The sequence below is a fragment of the Rhizobium sp. CCGE 510 genome (assembly GCF_000292525.1).
Lineage (GTDB): Bacteria > Pseudomonadota > Alphaproteobacteria > Rhizobiales > Rhizobiaceae > Rhizobium.
The window spans coordinates 32,700-53,568 of record NZ_AEYF01000005.1 but is presented as its reverse complement, the minus strand read 5'-3'; the positions used below and the strand labels follow the sequence as shown (position 1 = coordinate 53,568).

At 58.1% G+C, this 20,869-nt stretch carries 15 protein-coding genes and 1 pseudogene; 6 read left to right on the top strand and 10 right to left on the bottom strand.

Annotated features, from left to right (window positions below; all coding sequences use genetic code 11):
• The first annotated feature begins 4 nt into the window (after positions 1-4).
• The gene (locus tag RCCGE510_RS04160; protein ID WP_007627445.1) at positions 5-1,009 is read left to right on the top strand and encodes an NAD(P)-dependent alcohol dehydrogenase; all 1,005 of its coding nucleotides are present in this window, start codon (positions 5-7) and stop codon (positions 1,007-1,009) included.
• Between the two features lie 265 nt (positions 1,010-1,274).
• Here RCCGE510_RS04160 and RCCGE510_RS04155 read toward each other — a convergent pair whose 3' ends face one another.
• Positions 1,275-3,371 carry a carboxy terminal-processing peptidase gene (locus RCCGE510_RS04155; protein ID WP_007627443.1) on the bottom strand — a complete coding sequence of 699 codons (2,097 nt, stop codon included), beginning with the start codon at positions 3,369-3,371 and terminating at the stop codon, positions 1,275-1,277.
• Between the two features lie 178 nt (positions 3,372-3,549).
• On the opposite strand from RCCGE510_RS04155, the pseudogene RCCGE510_RS35465 reads away from it, so the two are divergent.
• The 5 genes and pseudogenes from RCCGE510_RS35465 to RCCGE510_RS32865 all read left to right on the top strand — a co-directional run.
• A pseudogene (locus RCCGE510_RS35465) lies at positions 3,550-3,903 on the top strand (ABC transporter ATP-binding protein); the annotation flags it as partial.
• A gap of 328 nt (positions 3,904-4,231) precedes the next feature.
• Positions 4,232-5,785: an HTH domain-containing protein gene (locus RCCGE510_RS04145; RefSeq protein WP_157179869.1), complete on the top strand. Its 1,554-nt coding sequence runs from the start codon at positions 4,232-4,234 to the stop codon at positions 5,783-5,785.
• Complete coding sequence (locus RCCGE510_RS33080) at positions 5,775-6,392, top strand: class I SAM-dependent methyltransferase (RefSeq protein WP_007627436.1); 618 nt, start codon at positions 5,775-5,777, stop codon at positions 6,390-6,392. The genes RCCGE510_RS04145 and RCCGE510_RS33080 overlap by 11 nt, the downstream gene beginning before the upstream one ends.
• Positions 6,389-7,231, top strand: a complete 843-nt coding sequence (locus RCCGE510_RS04135) for an SIR2 family protein (protein WP_007627435.1) — start codon at positions 6,389-6,391, stop codon at positions 7,229-7,231. The genes RCCGE510_RS33080 and RCCGE510_RS04135 overlap by 4 nt, the downstream gene beginning before the upstream one ends.
• Positions 7,228-7,872 carry a non-canonical purine NTP pyrophosphatase gene (locus tag RCCGE510_RS32865; RefSeq protein WP_007627434.1) on the top strand — a complete coding sequence of 215 codons (645 nt, stop codon included), beginning with the start codon at positions 7,228-7,230 and terminating at the stop codon, positions 7,870-7,872. Before RCCGE510_RS04135 ends, RCCGE510_RS32865 begins: the two co-directional genes overlap by 4 nt.
• Before the next feature lie 92 nt (positions 7,873-7,964).
• Here RCCGE510_RS32865 and RCCGE510_RS04125 read toward each other — a convergent pair whose 3' ends face one another.
• The 9 genes from RCCGE510_RS04125 to RCCGE510_RS04085 form a co-directional block, all read right to left on the bottom strand.
• Positions 7,965-8,570, bottom strand: a complete 606-nt coding sequence (locus RCCGE510_RS04125; protein WP_007627433.1) for an AAA family ATPase — start codon at positions 8,568-8,570, stop codon at positions 7,965-7,967.
• 2 nt (positions 8,571-8,572) lie between these two features.
• Positions 8,573-9,523, bottom strand: a complete 951-nt coding sequence (locus RCCGE510_RS04120; RefSeq protein WP_157179868.1) for a beta-ribofuranosylaminobenzene 5'-phosphate synthase family protein — start codon at positions 9,521-9,523, stop codon at positions 8,573-8,575.
• Between the two features lie 11 nt (positions 9,524-9,534).
• Entirely contained in the window at positions 9,535-10,941 is a 1,407-nt protein-coding gene (locus RCCGE510_RS04115; protein ID WP_157179867.1) for an SIR2 family protein, read from the bottom strand.
• Positions 10,942-11,847: 906 nt separating this feature from the next.
• A complete protein-coding gene (locus tag RCCGE510_RS04110; RefSeq protein WP_007627426.1) occupies positions 11,848-13,218 on the bottom strand; it encodes an alpha-glucosidase/alpha-galactosidase in 1,371 nt (456 codons plus the stop codon).
• Between the two features lie 22 nt (positions 13,219-13,240).
• A complete protein-coding gene (locus tag RCCGE510_RS04105; protein WP_007627424.1) occupies positions 13,241-14,908 on the bottom strand; it encodes an ABC transporter ATP-binding protein in 1,668 nt (555 codons plus the stop codon).
• A gap of 10 nt (positions 14,909-14,918) precedes the next feature.
• Positions 14,919-16,058 carry an ABC transporter permease gene (locus RCCGE510_RS04100; protein WP_007627421.1) on the bottom strand — a complete coding sequence of 380 codons (1,140 nt, stop codon included), beginning with the start codon at positions 16,056-16,058 and terminating at the stop codon, positions 14,919-14,921.
• A 1-nt stretch (position 16,059) separates the two neighbouring features.
• Positions 16,060-17,067, bottom strand: coding sequence for an ABC transporter permease (locus tag RCCGE510_RS04095; protein ID WP_007627419.1), 1,008 nt, complete (start codon positions 17,065-17,067; stop codon positions 16,060-16,062).
• Between the two features lie 114 nt (positions 17,068-17,181).
• Positions 17,182-19,269, bottom strand: coding sequence for an ABC transporter substrate-binding protein (locus RCCGE510_RS04090; protein ID WP_007627418.1), 2,088 nt, complete (start codon positions 19,267-19,269; stop codon positions 17,182-17,184).
• A 127-nt stretch (positions 19,270-19,396) separates the two neighbouring features.
• On the bottom strand, positions 19,397-20,863 hold the full coding sequence (locus RCCGE510_RS04085; protein ID WP_007627415.1) for an alpha-glucosidase/alpha-galactosidase: 1,467 nt from the start codon (positions 20,861-20,863) through the stop codon (positions 19,397-19,399).
• Positions 20,864-20,869: the final 6 nt, after the last annotated feature.

Below are 20,869 nucleotides of genomic sequence, written 5' to 3'. Positions count from 1 at the left end.
GACTATGCGTGCATATTACTTAAACGGGACGAACGGAATCGACAGCGTCCAGCAGTGCGAGCGGCCAGACCCGACGCCGGGTCGCGGCCAGGTTCTCATCCGGATGCACGCCGTGTCGCTGAACTATCGTGATCTCATGGTAGCGCAGGGACAATACGGCGCACCTGCGGGTGGCGGTATCATCCCGCTGTCGGATGGCGCGGGCGAGGTCATTGCAGTCGGCACAGATGTAACTCGTTTTGTCGTCGGTGATCGTGTCTCCCCGACATTCATGACCAAATGGATCGGTGGTGCGATGTCAGCCCCGGTCATGTCATCAGCGCTCGGAGGCGATATCGACGGTGTGCTGGCTGAACTGGTGGTGTGCGACGAACACGCAGCGGTGCGCCTACCCAATCACTTGTCATACGAGCAGGCAGCCTGCTTGCCGTGCGCGGCGCTCACAGCCTGGTCTGCATTGCACGGACCACGCCCGGTGGCCGCTGGCGACGTGGTGCTGACGCTAGGTACGGGCGGGGTCTCGGTTTTTGCCGTGCAGTTTGCTCATGCAGCCGGGGCACGGATCATTGCAACGTCCTCAAGCGACAAGAAGCTTGAAGCGCTTCGCGGTGTCGGTGCCAGCGACTTGATCAATTACAGCCAGCATCCTGAGTGGGAACATGAAGTATTGCGCCTGACAAACGGACGCGGTGTCGACCATGTGGTCGAAACGGTCGGTGGCGGGACATTACCTCAGTCGATCACTGCGACGGCGGTAAGCGGTCACGTTCACCTTATCGGAGTTCTGTCCGGGGGGCAGCTTGATCCTCTATCGCTGATGACCCGGAAAACGCTGCGCGGCATCATGGTGGGTTCGACCGAGGAATTCGAAGCGATGAACCGTGTGATCGACCTGCATCGGATCGAGCCGATAATCGATCGGGTCTACGCATTCGACGAAGCTCCCAAAGCGTACGAGCACCTCGCCTCTTCTTCCCATGTCGGCAAAATCGTCGTTCGCATCGACTGAAACGAACAAGGCCAATTCCCTTATCGCGCTTGGTCAATGTGCGAGGGACACACCGCTTACCTCCAACCGGTCGCGGCGTCCGATCGCCGGATTGAGATCTCGCAACCCGACCATCAGCATCATGGGTGGGATGGCGAGGGCGGGAAGCCGATCGCCCCATAGAAGGCTCGCGCGTCATCGGAAACCGCATGCACCAGCACGCCGCGGGCTCCTGTCTGCGAACGCGCGGCGCTATGGTCGCTATGACGACTTCCCTTCGTCTTCCCTATTGTTTTGTGACTGCCCTTACCCCGCCTTGCTGCAGATCCACCGCGTCGGCAAGAATGTCGGCGGTCTCGTTGAGCAACACGTCTTTTGCGTTCTTGCGGGCGTTTTCGATGGCAATATCGGCGCTCAGGCTGCGCTCGCCTGACTCCAGGCCATCATCGTCACCGGGATCATCGCCACCGCTTTCCTGCGCCCGAGCCTTGAACCGCTCGGCTCGCGCCGTCGCTTCCTTGCGACGTTCGGCTTCGTTCAGGGAAACAATCCCTTTCTCGCGCTGCGCCTTCAGGTCGGCAATGTCTTTCAACAGGCGTTGGAAATCCGGATCGCCCTTGACCCGCGCATCATGGCGGCTTTGCAGTGTCGGCAGCAGTTTCGCAACCGTATCGTCGGGCGAATATTTCGCAGGCTTGATCTCAGCCCATGGCAGGGCATTGTCATAGCTGGTCTCGCCGAAGCTGGTCGGATCAGACAGTCCCGGCAAGCTGATATCCGGCGTGACGCCGCGCAGCTGCGTCGTGCCGCCATTAACCCGGAAAAACTGGGCAATCGTCACCTTCAGCTCGCCGTATTCCGGTTTGCTGTTGTGAACCACCTGGTCGAGATCGACGACCGTCTGAACCGTGCCCTTGCCGAAACTCGGTTCGCCGACAATCACGCCTCGGCCGTAATCCTGGATGGCCGCGGCAAAAATCTCCGAAGCCGAGGCCGAGCCGCGATTGATCAGCACACCCATCGGGCCTGCCCAGACAGGCTCTGGCAAATCCGAATCCTTGACCTCGATCTTGCCGTTGCCGGCGCGCTGCTGAACGACCGGGCCATTGCCGATGAAGAGGCCAGTCAGATCGATCGCCTCGTCCAATGAACCGCCGCCATTGTTGCGCAGGTCGATGAGAACGCTGTCGACGTTCTCCTCTTTCAGCTCGCCGAGCAGCTTGGCGACATCGCGGCTTGCACTTTTATAATCCTTGTCGCCTTTGCCCTTGGCTTCGAAATCCTCATAGAAAACCGGCAGCGTAATGATGCCGATTTTCCGCGTGGCGTCGCCAGCCTTGACCGACAGCACCGTCTTCCTGGCAGCCTGCTTATCGAGACTGATTTTATCGCGCACCAGGTTGACGACGCGATGCGTGGCATCGGCGCCGGCATCTGCCGGCAGGATATCCAACCGCACGACGGAGCCTTTTTTGCCGCGGATCATCTGCACGACTTCATCAAGACGCGTGCCCACCACCTCCTTGATCGGCCCATCCTTGCCCTGGCCGACACCGGTGATGCGGTCTCCGACGGCAAGCTTGCCGGACAGCTGCGCCGGCCCGCCGGGCACCAGCTCACGGATCGTCGTGTAGTCGTCGCGTTCCTGCAGCACCGCACCGATGCCAAACAGCGACAGCTTCATCGACACATTGAAATCGGCCGAAGCGGCCGCACCGAAATAATCGGTGTGCGGATCGACCGCGTTTGAATAGGCGTCCATGAACGACTGGAAAACGTCGTCGCTCTTAAATTTGTAAACGCGCTCGAGCGTGTTGTCATACCGTTTGTCCAGCGTGTCGCGAATAGCCGCATCGGTTTTGCCGCCGAGCTTCAGCCGCAGCCAGTCGCTCTTGACGCGCTTGCGCCACAGCTCATCGCTCTCGGCTTGCGACTGCGGCCACGGCGCCTTTTCGCGCAGCACCGAATAATCTTCCTTCGCACTGAAATCGAAACCCTGCTTCAGCAGGCCGCGCGCATAGGTCATCCGGTCGACGACGCGCTGTTCATAGGCGTTGAAGATCGCAAACGGGATCTTCAAATCCTTCCGTTCGATTGCATCGTCGATCTCGCTGCGGTCAGCCATGAACTTGTCGATATCAGCCTGCTGGAACAGCATGCGGTCCGGATCAAGCGACTTGACGAACGCATCCATGACCCTCGCGGACAAGGCATCGTCGAGCGGAACCGGCTTGTAGCTATAACGCGAGAGAAATTGCGCGCTCAACTGCGCGGCTTCCGCCTGCCGCGTCAGCGGCGCCAAAACCGGCGGCGATGCGACTTCAGCCGAGGCGGACTGTACGATTGCAAGAAATGCACCGAGAAAAACGTAAGCTATGCGCATGCAGCGTTGATCCAATTCTTCATGCCGAGGGTGGATGTGTGAACTAAGTGAGGCAATTGTGGTTTTTTGGCAAGCAGGGGGGAAAAAGGGGTGGTTTGCGAAGTCGCGGAAAGTATCCGGCATGATGAGCGGGGAGACGAAGCGTATCAATCGGTTGAAGCGGTTCTACGTTACCTCTGAGACGGCCTGCAATTTTTCGGCTCGAGGAAGCCGTCCGGACCGGCGGCAAGTCTAGCGAATGGTGAATCTGCACCGGTGCATGTCCGCCAGAAGGAGGGGCCGGTTTCCCCACGAATTGTCGGGCGGCCAGCTTCAGCGCGTCGCGATCGCCCGCGCGCTGATCCCGCAACCCCCTTCGTCTTGGTGGCCGATTAACGGTATCCATTGTCGACGCACTGCTGCGCATGGCTATCATCAACCACTTTGCCCGCTTGAAAACGAGGTTTGGCTTTTGCTCAAATATATCAAGCACGACCTCACCAAGCTCGTTTCTGTCAGCGACAATATTATCATCATGCGCAAAGGCGAAATTTCTTGTCGCCGATTTCAGCCCGGCGACGTAAGCTCCGCGGGGAGAGGCGGCGATTACCTGCATCTCTCGGCGGCGCGATCTCTTCAGGATTGCCATCCCAATGAGCAAAGGTGGCTTAGGGGATTGCTGCGACAACTCCTGTCGGTCGGTCTGGCCAACAATTGCATCGTGGCTAATAACACATACTGCAACGTCTCGCTTGACTGAGTTACTGACGCGCAAAGTAGCTATGGTTGGAAAATATTGGTGGATTTCCAGGCCTTTGCGTTCCATTCACCCGATTTGGCCGTCATACTACTCGATAAGGTAGTATCAAACGGTGCAGCTTGTGGAAGATGTCACATATCTCTGGGTCGCAGAGACCGTTCTTCGGAAACATAAGCGACCCTTAACGGCACGCGCCCTTGTTGACTACGGCCTTGAGGACGAATTGTTTCCGGCCGTGGGCCTGAGCCACACGCCCCAGAAGTCAATGCAAGCCCGTCTCAGTATCGATATCTTGAATAACGAAAACTCTCCGTTCGTCCGTACGGGCCGTGGCCGATTTTTCCTTCGAGAGTTCTTGCAGCCTCAAGGGCGCGACGACCCAAAAGCGCTAAAGATCTATCAGGCCGAGCGGCGAGCACCAACGCCATCTGCCGAGATGGTTTTGTGTGTTCCTAGAGAGGTGTACAAACGGTTTCTCAACTACCAAGGTGTAGGAAATATCGGACAGTCTAGCCCGCTCGACGCCCTGGCAAGCCACGAGCTGGTTTACATGCCTCGCTCTGAGGCTGAAACGAACGACGCCTATAAGCAGGTCATTACCTACACCGTCATCCAATATCAATCTAAGATACTCTCCTTTCGGAGAGGGCTTTACAACCGTGCTGCCAAATTTCTACGCGGGGCTCAATGCGTCGGCTTCGGCGGGCACGTGACGGATGATGACAGAGATCTGTTCTCCTTCTCGGATCTCGGCATAAGGCAAAATGCAGCCCGTGAAATATCGGAAGAGTTGATGCTGCCCCATTCTCGACGTCCCGCAATCGACCTTGGATCACTTGAGTTCCTGGGGGTGTTGAACGACGACTCCTCAGACGTGGGCATTCGGCACATGGCAATTGTGCTGCGATATTGGGTTGAGGATTGGTCGCAGTGGAAATCCGTCGGCAGAGGTGAGGCATCTATTAATCGAATCCGGTGGCTGGATACATCAAACGAGACAATCAACCTTTCCGAGTTCGAGTATTGGTCTCAGTTGGTGATGAGATCATTCTTCAAGAGTTCGATGAAGATGGTGCCGAGCTATAAAGTTCAGAGGAAGTCGGTTTTTAAGCAGCCACACATCCTCTGCGTTGTTGGATCGATAGGCTCCGGGAAATCGAAAACTAGCGATTTGTTTCGCGAACGCTTCGGTTACCAGTCGGTTAACTCTGGGCAGGTATTAGCGAATTTGATGGATATGCCACCTATTCCATCCACCCCGAGATCGGTGTTTCAAGCGGCGGCTGAAGAGTTCATCACGAGTCCGGGGGGCCCAGATAGACTTGGCGCAGCACTGGCGTTGGCTGCGTCCTCAGCTTGTTACGATCGCATTTTGATTGACGGGATAAGACATCCGGAGACCCTTGAGAGGCTCAGACAGAATGCCACGCTGCCAGTTGCTCTGCTTTACGTCTACACGCCGCCAGACGTGGCTTTCGAAATGTATCGCGACCGTGAGGGCCACCATGAGGGCGCTATCACTTTTCCGGACTTCGTGCAGCTCTACACTGCTCCCGTTGAAAGCAAGATTCGCTACATGACCGGGGAAGCAGACATCATAACGTTCAATTGGCTGGGCCTTGAGGACTACGCGCGAGCGCTCGCTGGGCTCATGGAGGAATTGCATGCTTACTGAAACCAACGGCGGTTACGAAGACGGTTATAAAGCCGTTCAAGGATTCTGGGGAACAACACCAGGGTCGCTTGTTTCAGAATTTCTGAAGCACCGCCCAGTCGAGCGAATCCGGGTACTGGATGTTGGCGCTGGAGAAGGCAAGAATGCAGTGGCACTCGCTCGTGCGGGTGCTTCTGTAGACGCTGTGGAATGCTCAGGTTCCGCCATTCGAAATGGGCGTGAACTGTTCTCAGATGTTTCGGTAAACTGGATACATGAGGACGCTCTTGAGGTGCGCTACGAAAAGGCCGCGTACGATCTCGTCGTCTGCTATGGCCTTGTGCACTGCCTTCCAAGTGAGCCTTCGGCTCAGCACCTTCTTCAGCGCTTGCAGGCGGCTTTGAAACCTGGCGGCACCTTCATTGTGGTCTCGTTCAACAATGGCAGCCACGATCTGTCAGCCCATCCCGGCTTTAAACCCCTTCTCCTGAAACATGATTGGTTTTTGGAACAGTTTCATGGGTGGCATATCGAACACGCCACAGATTCTATCCTTTTTGAAACCCACCCCCATAACAAGATCCCGCACCATCATTCGCTTACGAGGTTGACGGCGGTAAAACGATGAAGCTGACAGTTCCTTCAGAACTCAAGCGATTGTACCGGCAGGGACGGGTCGTCCCTTTCGTCGGGGCGGGGGCCTCAATGTCGCTCCAGTGGCGGCAGCCAGGTGGAACAGATCTCGTTCAGGGTCCATCTTGGTCTGAGATGGTCAACGAAGCTTGCCGCCAGATGGGCTACACCGATCCAGAACTCCTGCGGTATCGGGGTACAGATCTTCAAATCTTGGAATTCTTCGGGCAGAAAATGGGAGATTTTGCACCACTTATCAACTGGATGGTTCGAAGGTTTGATGTGCCCCAAGAGGCAATTCTGGCTTCGAGGGTCCATAAAGCACTCGCCGGATTGGAAAAATCGAAAACATTCTACACGACCAATTACGACGAACTGCTGGAGCGGTGTCTGATCTTACGCGGCCGATCAGTGAAGGTGGTTGCTCGTGAACGCGACATGGGCGGAGGCGAAAACAGCACGGAGGTCGTGAAATTCCATGGCGACTTCAACAATCCCCGCCTTATGGTGTTTTCTGAGGCGCACTATTACAGACGCCTGCGTTTCGATGACCCCCTGGACTTCAAGCTTCGCTCGGACCTGCTTAACCGTGTGGCCCTATTCGTTGGATACAGTTTCCGCGACCTTAATGTTGGGGTTTTGTTGGACCACTTGAACGAACTTCTGAAGCTGCTGCCAGACAGTGACACCGGCAAGCGAGCTTATATAGTCGTCAACAATCCGTCAGACTTCGAATATACGCTTTTCAAGAAGCGAAATATGGAGATCATACCAACATATGGCGACGACCGTACCGAAACCCTGGCCGAGGTATTGGAAGAGATAGTCTCATGAACCGCCGCACCGTCTACTACGCTACGCGGAGCCCTTTTAAGGAGGAGGAACTCGAAATAATCGCCAACGACACCTTCGATAATGGTGGTACGAGCTACCGCATCGGGGACTTGGTCGATTTTCGAGTTTCCGCCACCCCTACTGAGGAGCCTCTTGAGATTGATCTTGAGGCGATGGTTAGACATAAGGCGCGATCGGCATACAAGAAAATTCTAGCCCCGTGCATCGTAGAACATGCAGGGCTCATCCTTGACAAAAATGCTGACGCGGGCTTCCCAGGTGGCTTAACGCAACCAATGTGGGATCATCTTCAACCTCAGGGCTTCCTGGACCGAATTGGCTGCGGCGGAGAACGCGCCACGGCCCGCGCCGTCGTGGGGTTTTGTGATGGTAAGCAAACCTACACTTTCGTTGGTGAAGCGGTAGGGACTCTGACAAAGGCACCGACAGATGGGCGCGGCTTTTATTGGGACGTTGTCTTCTGCCCGGATGAGGACCCTTCTGGAAAAACATACGCACAGATTGCCGATGAACGGGATGGCCTACGTCGTAAGTTGCTAATTTCGCAGTCAACCAAGGCCATCAAGAAGTTCGCGGCGTTCCTTTTCAACCACAACGGCAATCTGTTTGATCTAAGTTGAGGGTCCTCATTGGTGGGGGGACGAACGCACGCCTGACCGAAACCGACCCGAGGGAAACCAGCTACCGCGAGTAGCCCAAGTTCCTGAGAAGGTCAGCCAGTCCCAATGGTGCGAAGGCCTGAAACGCTTCGAGATTTGCCTGCGCGTTCGGTGTTGTTCACCGACGTAAAAAAATGCTTAGCGTGCGCTTCCAAACGGTGGTGGAATGCGGCTCGAGATTGATCGTTGTCGATAAGGTCGTCGCACTCGCTAACCAACTCGCCCATACCCATGTCGACATGAGCTTGGTCCAATTCCGCAAGCTCTCTCAAATCAATAGGGTCGCCCTTTCTCGCTCTGGCCAACAATCGGTTGAGACGGAAAGTTGGATCAGATGTTAGCAATAGTAGCGATGTCTGTTGCACCGCGCCACGTACTGCCGAAACTTCGCTTGGTGATCGAAAGCCGGTGATCACAACGCTGTCGATGCCCATTCGGTGAGAGTCATGAAGGATCCTATCAGCGACAAGAGTTGGATTGCTGATCAAGGACGAGCTTGCGAAGGATTGTAAAGTACCAATCTCACCTCTCTCTGACCAAATTTGACGCATGTACTTACTGGCTTCGAGGTGAATAGCCGCCGTATGAGCGTTGAGATATTCCCCAGCGGACGTTTTTCCGACGCCGGACAAACCGACAATCATCATAGCTTTCATCATACCTACCCTCGTCCGCCCTTTAGGCTGCGTCCCAGGTTTGCTGGCCGCGTTATAAAAGTAGCTTCGAAAATCTTAGGCGGTAATTTTGTCGGCTCCAAATGAGTAGCATCAAAATATAGTGACGGGCCCATGCTCGACATTCCGACGCCCCTTGCGCCCGCAGTTCGAAGCTCCGCAGCCACCTCCTTCAGCTGCTCGCCATGCCACGACCATTCCGCTGTCTTCCATACCGTCCGTTGGATCGCTTCGATGGATTCTGTGAAGGTTTCGAGGTCATTCTCCGCGACGGCGGCCAGCGTGCCGTAGACCATATGGTAAAGAACCTCTTTGACGTCAGAATGCGGTATCGGCAACACGGTTGAGAAAAGCGCCTTTTCCTCTGCGTGTGAAATAGACGGAAGCCAAGATGGCACGCACACTCCCATCTTCCAGGAAGGCATTTCAAGCCTTAACAAATTGAGTGGCTGACGAGGTGTATCCCACGTGTGTGACGGCTTAGGACGCTCACCCGATTTATGGCCAACGTCGAAGACAAAGCCGCCATCGAAATAGGTGCGCACACCGATTCCAGAGGTTCCACCACGCATTGAAGCTTTGACCAGTTCGGAGCGAGTAATATCAACATTGTTAAGATAATATAGGCTTTCCAAAGCCGCCAACCGAAGAGCGGTTCCCCCCCCTTGACCTCGATGAGGGCAAAGATCCCCGCCAATCTCAAACTTTGCCGCAATCTCAAATGAGGCCCATTCTCTTACCCGGGTTAGCAATCGCATCAAACTCGTTAACTCGGTTTCTCCGAGTGGCATCAAACGTCGATCAACGATGCTAAAGTCTGCCGACGCATCCGCTCGCAGGACAAGACTAGGTTTCTCCAGCGCCCATCCTACGCCGCCGTTAATTCTGTAGCCGCCCTCCGAAAGGCCAACTAAGCTGACCGCTACCCTGGATGGCACCCTAATCTCGATCACGAGGCGACTGGGCCGAAGCTGCGCCCGGCTTTCCACGCGGAGACTTCGTTGTCAGACACGTCCGCGATATCCCGGGTCTCGGCATCATTCCACACTGCATCGAAATGGCGTTTATAGACGTTGAACATCGTGTCGCCCATAGATGTCCGACCTGGCGCCTCCGAACGAAGCAGGAAGGTTGGCGTGTCTCGGTCCTCGACGTTTAGAAGATAAGGTCCAACAAAAAGGCTTTGATCGACTGCAAAGAGGTTGACGGTCGGCAGGATGTTATACAGCCGGATGTCGAGGCCATTTTCCTGCCCCTCCGTAATTTCTCCTGCCGCTACCTTCTGACGGTATCGTGCAAAAAGGTCTACCCATTCAGCAACGTCTCGACGGATTGCTCCCTCTTGTGCCTTTTCTTCCTTCTCTCGAATTGAGGCCAAATTGCCTTGACCGTCAGGGAGAGGAAATCTTGGATCTAAAAGCGCAATTCTAATTTTCGCATGAGTTGCTGCCTGAATCAGCGTCCCCTCATGTTCTCTTCGGAACCTTCCCAGTTTCAGCGAAAAAATATCCAGCTGCCTGTCGATCGCCCTAAGCGCGTCATCATATAGTTTAAAAAAAGCGTCGCCCCGTCCGCCAAAGAGATATAGGCCTTCTCTCTTGTCGACGATGTAGCGACTTACCGGGACATTCACCGGTGGCGATCGCAGAGCTTCGACTGCTAAGCTGGAAAGCAGATCGGGCAAATCAGAATGATCATCGTAGTGCAAAGCCTGGATACCAGAGTCATCCAAATTTGCTGAATCTGCGTCGCGGGGTGGCAAGAAGGCATAGTGCTGGGCAGCAGCGCCTTTATATGTTTTGTTTACAGCGACTACCTGTCTGAGGAATACTTCGTCCTTGAGGCTAAAACCAAGGAATAGGAACTTGTGCGACTTCAACAGCGTTTTTAAGCTGTCAATGGCGGCCTTGTATTTCGAGGGCGTTTTGCCGGGATTGCCATACAGTCCTGCGTAATCAGAACTGGTTAGTACCAAATTAGAAACGTTATCGATCTGTCCGTGCAAATGCCAAACGGTTGGGCGTGACACGCGACCGTTTCGAATTGCACTCAGTTGCTCGGCCTGCGCCTCTATATCCCAAACACGAAAATCCGCCTGATCGGGACACGCCCATTGCAGCGAGCGATCATAGTTGGTCGTCATCACCAAGTTACTGCCAAGCGTCCAGACTTGGTAGAGCAGGCCAAGGGTAGCTGGATCGGCATGATCACAGGTCCGGTCGAACGTTTCTTTGAGAAACTCGAGCCACTGTACCCTACCTAAATATTGGTCGGCATTGGTTGCCGCCTCCACCAACTTATTTTTCCTGACCAGCGATGTTACCAGGTTGGCGTCATCGCTCTTCCCTTCACCCACCAATCGCTCCGCAGATGAATTGAGCAATTCCGGCCAAGATGGGAAAATCCTAGCGCCTTCTCGGTCCTTGATGGAACTCGAGAGTCCCGCGCCTATGAAAGGTATAACCTTTTGCTCTCGGATTGCCTTCAGTAGACTGTTGGGGATTTGCATTTCGATAACCTGAGTTAGACTGAGCCAGATGGTATCGTGAATCGATCAACTGGTCGATTTACAACTATGCGGCAACTCAAATCACGCGGCGTGACGCCGGTCAACTAACGCGAGAAGAAAGAAATTGTCCGGCTGAAAAGACGCTTGCAAACGCTCGTCCAACCTGCCCGGCGGGAGACACGGCGTTATCAGAGCTTCGCCGAGGTTGGACAAATGATCGGCTCAGTGCGTGGTATGCGGCTAAGCAAGGATCGAGGCTAATGCCATTTTCCTGTTTCACGGCATTGGACCGGCTCACAGTACCACCAGGGCAAACGAGCGTTGGGTGGCTTGACCGGTAGGCAGCTGAAGTTTGGCGTCGGTTATGCAACGAGGAGCGTTCATAACGCAATTGGATGAAACATTCCGATAGCCCTGAACAATCCCGCTAGTGCGACAGCCTCGTGTTCAGAGCCAGAAAACCCTAATCTCCGGCTCACCAAATTTTGGTCTGAGTGCGGGTGATCGGCCGTCGGATCAGTGGGCAAACACGCCTACGAGCCTCACTGGCGGGCGAGCCATTACGGTCGCGACCATTCTGACTCGATTTTGATGCGCCTTGGGCTGATGCACTTGTGTTCAAGGGGAAGGCAATAGAATGTCGACACGCGCTCATCCTCGCCACGCCTTACTCGCAAAGCGCCCCATCCCCAAACAAATACCCCGCGGTGTGTTGCCACCGCGGGGTATTTGACGCCGACCCGGGAGAGGGGATCAGGCGGCTTTAACCTTGCTGGATGTGCGCGCCCATTCGGGCAGCCAGTTGCCGTGGGTGGCGAGCAGGTCGTCGACCAGCGACCAGATCTGGTCGAGGTCGAGTTCGGCTGCCGTGTGCGGGTCCATCATCGCGGCGTGGTAGATGTGCTCGCGATTTTCCGTCATCAGCGCCTGCACCGTCAGTTCCTGCACGTTGATATTGGTGCGGATCAGCGCGGTCAGCTGCGGCGGCAGGTCGCCGATGAAGGTCGGCTGGATGCCGGAGGCGTCGACCAGGCAGGGCACTTCGGCGGCGCAATTGGATGGCAGCGAGGTGATGCAGCCATTGTTGCGGACATTGCCGTAGATCACCGAGGGTTCGCCGGTCCAGACCGAATTGATGATCGAGGAGGCATATTCCTTCGACGGCGTCACCTCGATCTTATCGGCGCTGCGATAGGCTTCCGCCTGGCCCTTCCAGCGCTCGATCTGCTCGATGCAGCGTTTGGGATATTCGTCGAGCGGAATGCCGAATTTCTCGATCAGGTCGTCGCGGCCCTCCTTGATGAAATAGGGCGTGTATTCGGCGAAATGCTCCGAGCTTTCGGTGACGAAATAGCCGAGACGCGTCAGCATCTCGTAGCGCACCTTGTTCGGGCAGCGCGGGTTCCAGCCGGGCTTCGGCGCCCTGCCCTCGCGGTAGGCGCGCAGCAGATCGGGATAGAGGTTGCGGTAGGACCCATCGGCCTGGCGATGCTCGAATTTGAGATAGAAGGCCATGTGGTTGATGCCGGCGGCACGGTAGCGGATTTCCTCGTAGGGAATGTCGAGGTCATCGGCCAGTTCCATCGCCGTGCCCTGCACCGAATGGCAGAGGCCGACCTGGCGGATGGTCGGATATTTCTCGGCGATTGCCCAGGTGTTGATCGCCATCGGGTTGACATATTGCAGCATGATCGCCTCGGGGCAGACGGCGAGCATGTCCTCGCAGATCTTCCAGAGATGCGGCACGGTGCGCAGGCCGCGCATGATGCCGCCGACGCCGAGCGTATCGGCGATCGTCTGGCGCAGCCCGTATTTCTTCGGCACCTCGAAATCGGTGACGGTGCAGGGTTCATAACCGCCGATCTGGAAGGCGACGACGACGAAATCGGCGCCGGCAAGCGCCTTGCGCTGGTCGGAATAGGTCTCGGCCTTGGCCTTGACGCCGAGCGTCGAGATCAGCTTGTTGACGACGACGGCGCTTTCCTCGAGCCGCTGCGGGTTGAGGTCCATCAGGGCGATCGTCGCACCCGACAGCGCCGGGCGCTGCAAGACGTCGCCGACGATGTTCTTCATGAAAACGGTGGAGCCTGCTCCGATGAATGTGATCTTGGGATTTGCTGCCATTATAACCTCCGGCATTCGGCAATCATGCTACCTCGAAAGCGGCTTTGACGAGCCGTTCGGTGTAGGCGGTCTTGGGATTGGATAGGACTTCGTTGACGGGACCCTCTTCGACGATCTTGCCATGCTGCATGACGATGACCCGATGGCAGAGGGCTCTGACGACCTTGAGGTCGTGGGAGATAAAGAGGTAGCTCAGACCCCGCTCGTCCTGCAGCTTGCGCAGCAGTTCGATGATCTGCGCCTGGACGGAAAGGTCGAGTGCGGATGTCGGCTCGTCGAGCAGGATGAACTCCGGCTCGAGCGCGATGGCGCGGGCAATGGCGATACGCTGGCGCTGGCCGCCGGAAAATTCATGCGGGAAACGCGACAGGATATTGCCGGGCATGCCGGCTGAGATCAGCGCCTCGCGCACCCGGTCCTGCCGTTCGCTCCTGGTGGCGCCCAGCCGGTTGACGACGAGGCCTTCCTCGATGATCTGGCCGATCGTCATGCGCGGGTTGAGCGAGGAGAAAGGATCCTGGAATACCACCTGCATGCGGGCCCGCAACGGCCGCATCTCGGCCCTGGTAAGCCCGTGGATCGGCTGATGGTCGAAGTGGATTTCGCCGCCATCCGGCGTATTCAGCCGCAAGATCGCCTGGCCGAAGGTCGTCTTGCCGGAGCCGGATTCGCCGACGAGACCGAGCGTCTCGTGCCGGCGCAGCGTCAGATCAAGGCTGTCGACGGCGACAAGCTCACGCATCGCCGGCTTCAAGAAGGTGCCGTGGCGCATCATGAAGGAGACGCGCACGCCCTTGGCATCGAGGATGACATCCGATCCCTCCGGCAGCGGATTGGCCTGGCCGCGCGGCTCGGAGGCAAGCAGATGCCGGGTATAGGCGTGCAGCGGATTGGCAAACAGCGCTTCGGTGGTGTTGTGCTCGCGCACTTCGCCATGCTGCATCACATAGACGTAATCGGAAAACTGCCGCACGACCGTCAGGTCGTGGGTGATGAGGATGACGGCCATCCCCATTTCCTTCTGCAGGTTGCGGATCAGGTTGAGGATCTGCGCCTGCACGGTGACATCAAGCGCCGTCGTCGGCTCGTCGGCGATCAAGACATCCGGATCGTTGGCGAGCGCCATGGCGATCATCACCCGCTGGCGCTGACCGCCGGAAAGCTGATGCGGATATTGCATCAGCCGCGCCGCCGGATCGGGGATCTGCACATGTTCGAGCAGTTCGAGCGCCCGCTTCTGCGCATCCCGCTTGCTGATCCGGCGATGGACGCGGATCGCTTCGACGATCTGGCTGCCGATCGTGTAGATCGGGTTCAGCGAGCTCATCGGCTCCTGGAAGATCATCGAGATGCGGTCGCCGCGCAGCTTGCGGCGCTCCCGCTCGGAAAATTTCAGGATATTGCTGCCGTCATAGGCGACCGTCGATTTGTCCGAAACGACGGCGCGCTTCGACAGCAGCCCCATCACCGTTCTTGCGGTCACCGATTTGCCGGAGCCGGATTCGCCGACGATGGCGATGGTCTCGCCGCGATAGAGCTGGAAGGAGACGTCCTTGACGGCTTCGACCATGCCGTCCTCGACCTTGAAATTCACCGCCACATTGCGGGCGTCGATAACAGGCGTGTCCGAGCGGCCATCATGGTCGTGGCGGACGGGCGGGGCGAAGGAATTGACCAGTGCAAGAGCCATATCAATCACCTCAATAAGGATCGACCGCGTCGCGCAGTCCATCGCCCAGCGCATTGAAGGCGAAGACGGTGACGAGCACGAAGCCGACGGGAGAGAGAATCCAGGGATAGGAGCCGATCACCGAATAGGTCGCGGTATCCTGCAGCATCAGCCCCCAGGAGATCAGCGGCGGCTTGACGGCAAAGCCTAGGAAACCGAGGAAGGATTCCAGCAGCACCACGCTCGGTATGGCGAGCGTCACCGCGACGATGACGTGGCTCATCACATTCGGGAAGATATGCTGCAGGATGATGCGCCGGTCGGTGGCGCCGACCGCCATTGCGGCCCGGACATAATCGATGCGGGCAAGCGCCAGGGTCTTGCCACGCACCTCGCGCGACATCTGCGCCCAGCCGAGCGCCGACATCACCACGATGACGAAGCCGAGGAAGACATTGGTCGGCGCCGTCACCGGGATCAGCGAGGTCAGCGCCAGATAGAGCGGCAATTGCGGAAAGGCGAGCACCAGCTCGACGAAACGCTGCAGCCAGACATCGAAGGTGCCGCCGAAATAGCCCGACACCATGCCGACGGTGGTGCCGATGACGGTGACGATGAAGACGACGGTCAGCGCGATCGTCAGCGAGATGCGCGAGCCGATGATGGCGCGCGACAGCACGTCGCGGCCGAACTTGTCGGTGCCGAGGAAATGCACCGGCTCGCCATCGGTCGAGCCGAAGAAGTGCCGCTCAGCCGGGATCAGGCCGAAAAGCTTATATTCGGCGCCCTTGACGAAGAAGCCGAGCAGCCGCGGATTGTCATAATCGACGCCGACGATCGGCTGGAAAGTGACCGGGTCGAGCGCATCGGAATCGGCCAGGCCATAGACCCGCGGCTGGAAGACGAAAGCGCCGTCCTTGTCGTGGAAGCTCATCATTTGCGGCGGCGCGAAGCCGACATCGGTCGCCTTCGGGTCCATCGGCGCGACGAAATCTGCAAAGATCGCCATCAACAGCAGCAACCCGACGAGGATGAGCCCGGCCATGCCGGTCCAGGAGCGCCGCAGGCGGCGCCAGACCAGGGCGATATAGCTCTCATGCCCACGCGATGGCTTGCCGACCGAAGGTTCGGTCGTTGTCGGCGGTGGCGGCGAGGAGTCGAAAGCCAGCATCTCAGGCTCCTTCAAATTGGCGGACACGCGGGTCGAGCAGCGCCAGCAGCATGTCGGCGATAATGTTGCCGACGATCAGCGTCGCCGACAGCACCATCATGAAGGTGGCGGTGACATAGACGTCACCGATCGCCATCGAGCCGACGATCGCCGGGCCGACAGTCGGCAGCGCGAAGATGATGGCGGTTTCGATCTCGCCGGTCAGCATGTAGGGCAGCACGACGCCCTGGTACATCACCAATGGATGAAGTGCGTTCGGCACCGCATGGCGCATCACCACGGCTGCGCCGGTAAGCCCCTTGGCCTTGGCCGTCTCGACATATTGGGCATTCAGCGTATCGAGCAGATTGCCGCGCATCACCCGCATATTATAGGCGAGCCCGCCGAAGGTGGCGATCGCCACGACCGGCCAAACATGGTGGACGAGATCGACGAATTTTGCCCACGACCATGGCGCTCCGCCATATTGCGGCGAGAAGAAACTGCCGATTTCGGACACGTTGAATTGGAAGACCAGCAGATAGACGATGATCAGCGCCATCAGGAAGCGCGGCACCGTCATGCCGAGGAAGGAAATCGCCGACAGCGTGCTGTCGATCCAGCTATATTGCCGCGTCGCCGCCCAGATGCCGAAGCCGATGCCGAGCACCGAGGCGAGGATGTGGCAGACGAGCGCCAGAAGCAGGGTCCGCGGCAACCGCTCGGCGACGACGTCGGCGACCGGCTTGTTGTAGAACATGCTGTAGCCGAAATCGCCGCGGGTGACGATGCCGCCGATCCAGTTGACGTACTGGACGACCATCGGCTTGTCGAGACCGTGTTCGACCCGGTAGGCCTGGGCCTGCTCTTCGGCCTGGGCATAGGAAGCGCCGCCCTGATTGATCAGCTGCGATCTTATATAATCGGCATAATCGCCGGGCGGGGCCTGGATGATCGCGAAAGTCACCACGCTCAGGATGAACAGGACGGGGATCGCGGAAGCTATGCGCACGAGCAGGAATCGTAACATCGGACGGTCCGCTTCTCCTTGCCGCCAGTCGCTCCTTGTCAGCGCGGCCGGCGTGTTGGTCATATCAGGCCGCGCGCCACGCGCGGCCTGAATCTCGCTTCAGCTGGGAGGGAGCTAGTTGTTAACAGGGCCCTTGTCGCCAGGCTTGCCGGGCAGCTGTTCGGGGAACAGCTCATATTTGCCCTGCTTGTCGGCGGCCACCCACAGGCGTTCGCGGATCACCGAATCTTCAGCCCAGTTGAACATGAAGATCGGGGTGCCCTGCGGCACATTCGAGAACCGCTTGTTGATGATCAGGGCGCCAGGATATTCGGTCAGACCCACGGTGTTGACGTGCTCTGTCGAGATCTTCTGGTACTGCTTCATCAGCGCAACGCGGGCATCATTGTCCGGGCTGGTGGTGAACTTGGCGACAATATCGTTCAGTTCCTTTTCGAACGGCATCAGATCGAGCTGATCGTCCTTGCCGGCGCGATGGTGCCAGCTGGTGCGTGGGCCGATCGGCGCAAGCTGCTCGGTATTCTGCACCACCGACGACAGTTCCGTCGTGTTGCGCTGGATCAGCCAGTCGAACCGGCCGGCATAATGGGCGTCGTCACGCTTCGGGCCGTCGAGCGCATTGATGACGATCTTCAGGCCGAGCTTCTCCATCTGCGCGACGACACCTTCGGCAAGGCTCTTGTCGGTCGTGTACTGATTGTTGATCAGCATGACGATTTCGACATCCTTGCCGCCCGCCGTGCCGGCCGGGAAGTTCACGATGCCGTTGCCATCGGTGTCCTTGAGGCCGGCCTTGGCGAGTTCCGCCTTGGCGCCCTTGAGATCAAAGGGATAGTAGACGGTGGAGTTGCGGTCGTAGAAGCTGGTGCCGGAGGAAAGCCCACCCGGATAGATCGCGGTGAACGGTCCCTTGACCAGCGAGTCGCCGATCGCCTTGCGATCGAGCGCCATGGTGACGGCCTTGCGGAAGTCCTCGTTGCGGTTCAAGTCGCGGATCGCCTGGCCGCGTTCGTCCGGGCTGCCCCAGCCGTTGGCGGAGAAGTTCATGCGCAAGTTATAGCCGATGAGGCGCGGCCCGAACGCCAGGCGGGCCGGCGCGGTCTTTTCTGCGGCGCGCTTCAGCGACGCAACGAAGTTTTCCGGCTGCTCGAGGTTGGAGATGTCGGCGGATCCGGCCACGGCCTGAACGTCGCGGTCGGCCCAGGTCGACAGCTTGTAGTGCAGCTCGTTCAGATAGGGCAGCTGATTGCCCTTCTCGTCGACCTTCCAGTAGTAAGGGTTGCGGCGCATGACGATGATGTCGTCGGAACGATATTCCACCGGCACCCAGGCGCCCATGACCGGCATGTTCATGAACTCAGGCGGGAAGGCGTTCTTGAACTGGTCGTAGGTGTTCTTCGAATATTTCGGATGCTGCGGTTTGAGGATATGCGATGGGCCCGGGCAGAAGTTCGGGTAGGACATCGTGTAGAGATATTGTTTCGGGAAGGCTTCCTTGAAGGTCCATTCGACGGTGTAATCGTCGATCTTCTTCAGCGTCGTGCCGACGCCGAAAGCCTCCGGCGAGGCGCCGCCGCCGAGCGGCGAGACGTTCGGATCGACGACTTCGTCATCCCAGTAGAACATGATGTCGTCGGCATTGAACGGCGCACCATCAGACCATTTGGCGCCTTCGACCAGGTGCATGGTCAGCTTGTGACCGTCTTGAGACCAATCCCAGCTCTTGGCAAGGTTCGGCAACGGCTCGGTGTCCTTGGCTTCCACCTGGAACAGCGGCGCGGTGCGCGTCAGGCATTCGGAGAGACCGATATCGATGCCGCCCCAGCCCTGGGTCTGGCCGGCGCCGTAGTTCCAGCCTTCCGGCCGGCCGCCGATGACGTGGCGCATCGTATCGCCGTAGACACCGATACCGTCAGGCATATTGCCGGTCTTGAAGACCATCGGCTCCTTCGGCAGGCGGTCCTTGACCGGCGGCAGCTTGCCGGCGGCAACGAAATTCTTCGTGATCCAGTCGGGCTCGTGATATTCGGGCAGCGCCTTGAACTCGAGGATCGAGTCGCGCGCCACATATTTGATCTTGCCTTCGGCCGGGAAGTCCGCCGGCGCCGGCGGAATGGTGGCCTCGGAGGCGTATGCATTCAGCGCCAGGACTGAGACGCCAAGCGCCAGTCCGGCCAGAATGCCTGCTTTACGGAAATTCATCGTCGTTTCTCCCTCTTGTTCCGGAGCGCGGGGCACGCGGCTCCTTTTCCTCAAACGGCGTGAAAGCGGGCCGGCGGTCCATGGATTTCCCTCCCGGAAATCCATGGCGACCCGTCTTTCACGAAAATCAGACGGCCTGTTTCAGCGCCGACTTTTCCGCGCGCAGCTCTTCGATCGAGCGAACGTTGCGGCGTGCGGCGCCCGCCCAGTCGCGGGTCGGCACCTTGGATTTCGACAGCCGCTCCTTGGCGGCCGGCACGGCATCGGCATATTGCGGCAACCAGCGCGCCTGGGCAACGACCATCTCGTCGACCATCTGCCAGACTTCCTCGGGCGTCGCCACGGCGCCGACCAGCGGATCGTGCAGCACGGCAAGTTTCAAGAGGTCGATGTCGCCCGATATCGCGGCATGCACCGACATGCGCTGGACGTTGATCGAGGCGATACAGGTGGCCGCACAGGCTTCCGGCAGGGTGACGCCAGAGACCATGTTGATGCCGAAGCGGTCGACGAAGCCGGGCGATTCAATGATCGCGTCGGATGGCAGGTTGGTGATGATGCCGTTGTTCTTGACGTTGAAATGGCCGCGATAGACCCGGTTCGTCTCCAGTCCCTCGAGGATGTGGCTGGCATGTTCGTTCGAGCGCTTGGTGGTGTCGAGCGGCTTTGCGGCGGATTCCAGGAATTGCGGGAATTCGGTCTCGAACCAGTTGCGGGTCTCCGTCGAGTGGCGGAGATAACCGCCGGTCTCGCCGTGGATCCAGTCGGACATGTCGATCCAGCGGGTGATTTCCTCCGGCCGCTTGCGGTACCAGGGCAGGTATTCCGAAAGATGGCCGTTGCTCTCGGTGGAATAGACGCCGAAACGCTTCAGCACGTCGATGCGCAACTTCTCCTGCTGCGAAAAGACCGGATGTGCCTCGAAGGCGGCAACCAGCTCATCCTTGCCGATCTTGCGGCCGTTGAGGCGCAGATCGACGAACCAGGTCTGATGGTTGATGCCGGAGCAGACATAGTCGAGTTCACCAAGCGACTTGGCGCCGAGCACCTCGGCGATCTGTTCGGCGCCGTGCTGGACGCCGTGGCAGAGGCCGACGGTATCGACCTTGCCGTATTCGATCGCCGCCCAGGTATTCATCGCCATCGGGTTGGCATAGTTGAGGAACTTCGCGCCGGGCTCGGCGACCTCCCTGATATCCTTGCAGAAGTCGAGAATGACCGGGATGTTGCGCTGGCCATAAAGGATGCCGCCGGCGCAGATCGTATCGCCGACGCATTGGTCGATGCCGTATTTCAGCGGAATGCGGATATCGTCGGCATAGGCCTCGAGCCCGCCGACCCGGACACAACTGATGATGTAACGGGCGCCGGAAAGCGCCTGGCGCCGGTCGGGCGTCGCCGTCACCTTGGTCGGCAATCCGTTGGCTTCGACGATCCGGTCGAGGATCGCCTTGATCATCTCGAGATTATGCTCGCTGAGATCGGTCAGCGCGAATTCGACGTCGCGAAACTCGGGAACGCACAAAATATCGGTGAACAGCTTCTTGGTGAAACCGACGCTGCCCGCACCGATGATAGCGATTTTGAAACTCATGATCTT

Bases quoted from the DNA above. Each gene is read 5' to 3' on its own strand.
- RCCGE510_RS04160 (WP_007627445.1), top strand. From the start codon at position 5: ATGCGTGCATATTACTTAAACGGGACGAACGGAATCGACAGCGTCCAG.
- RCCGE510_RS04155 (WP_007627443.1), bottom strand. From the start codon at position 3,371: ATGCGCATAGCTTACGTTTTTCTCGGTGCATTTCTTGCAATCGTACAG.
- RCCGE510_RS33080 (WP_007627436.1), top strand. From the start codon at position 5,775: ATGCTTACTGAAACCAACGGCGGTTACGAAGACGGTTATAAAGCCGTT.
- RCCGE510_RS04135 (WP_007627435.1), top strand. From the start codon at position 6,389: ATGAAGCTGACAGTTCCTTCAGAACTCAAGCGATTGTACCGGCAGGGA.
- RCCGE510_RS32865 (WP_007627434.1), top strand. From the start codon at position 7,228: ATGAACCGCCGCACCGTCTACTACGCTACGCGGAGCCCTTTTAAGGAG.
- RCCGE510_RS04125 (WP_007627433.1), bottom strand. From the start codon at position 8,570: ATGATGAAAGCTATGATGATTGTCGGTTTGTCCGGCGTCGGAAAAACG.
- RCCGE510_RS04110 (WP_007627426.1), bottom strand. From the start codon at position 13,218: ATGGCAGCAAATCCCAAGATCACATTCATCGGAGCAGGCTCCACCGTT.
- RCCGE510_RS04105 (WP_007627424.1), bottom strand. From the start codon at position 14,908: ATGGCTCTTGCACTGGTCAATTCCTTCGCCCCGCCCGTCCGCCACGAC.
- RCCGE510_RS04100 (WP_007627421.1), bottom strand. From the start codon at position 16,058: ATGCTGGCTTTCGACTCCTCGCCGCCACCGCCGACAACGACCGAACCT.
- RCCGE510_RS04095 (WP_007627419.1), bottom strand. From the start codon at position 17,067: ATGTTACGATTCCTGCTCGTGCGCATAGCTTCCGCGATCCCCGTCCTG.
- RCCGE510_RS04090 (WP_007627418.1), bottom strand. From the start codon at position 19,269: ATGAATTTCCGTAAAGCAGGCATTCTGGCCGGACTGGCGCTTGGCGTC.
- RCCGE510_RS04085 (WP_007627415.1), bottom strand. From the start codon at position 20,863: ATGAGTTTCAAAATCGCTATCATCGGTGCGGGCAGCGTCGGTTTCACC.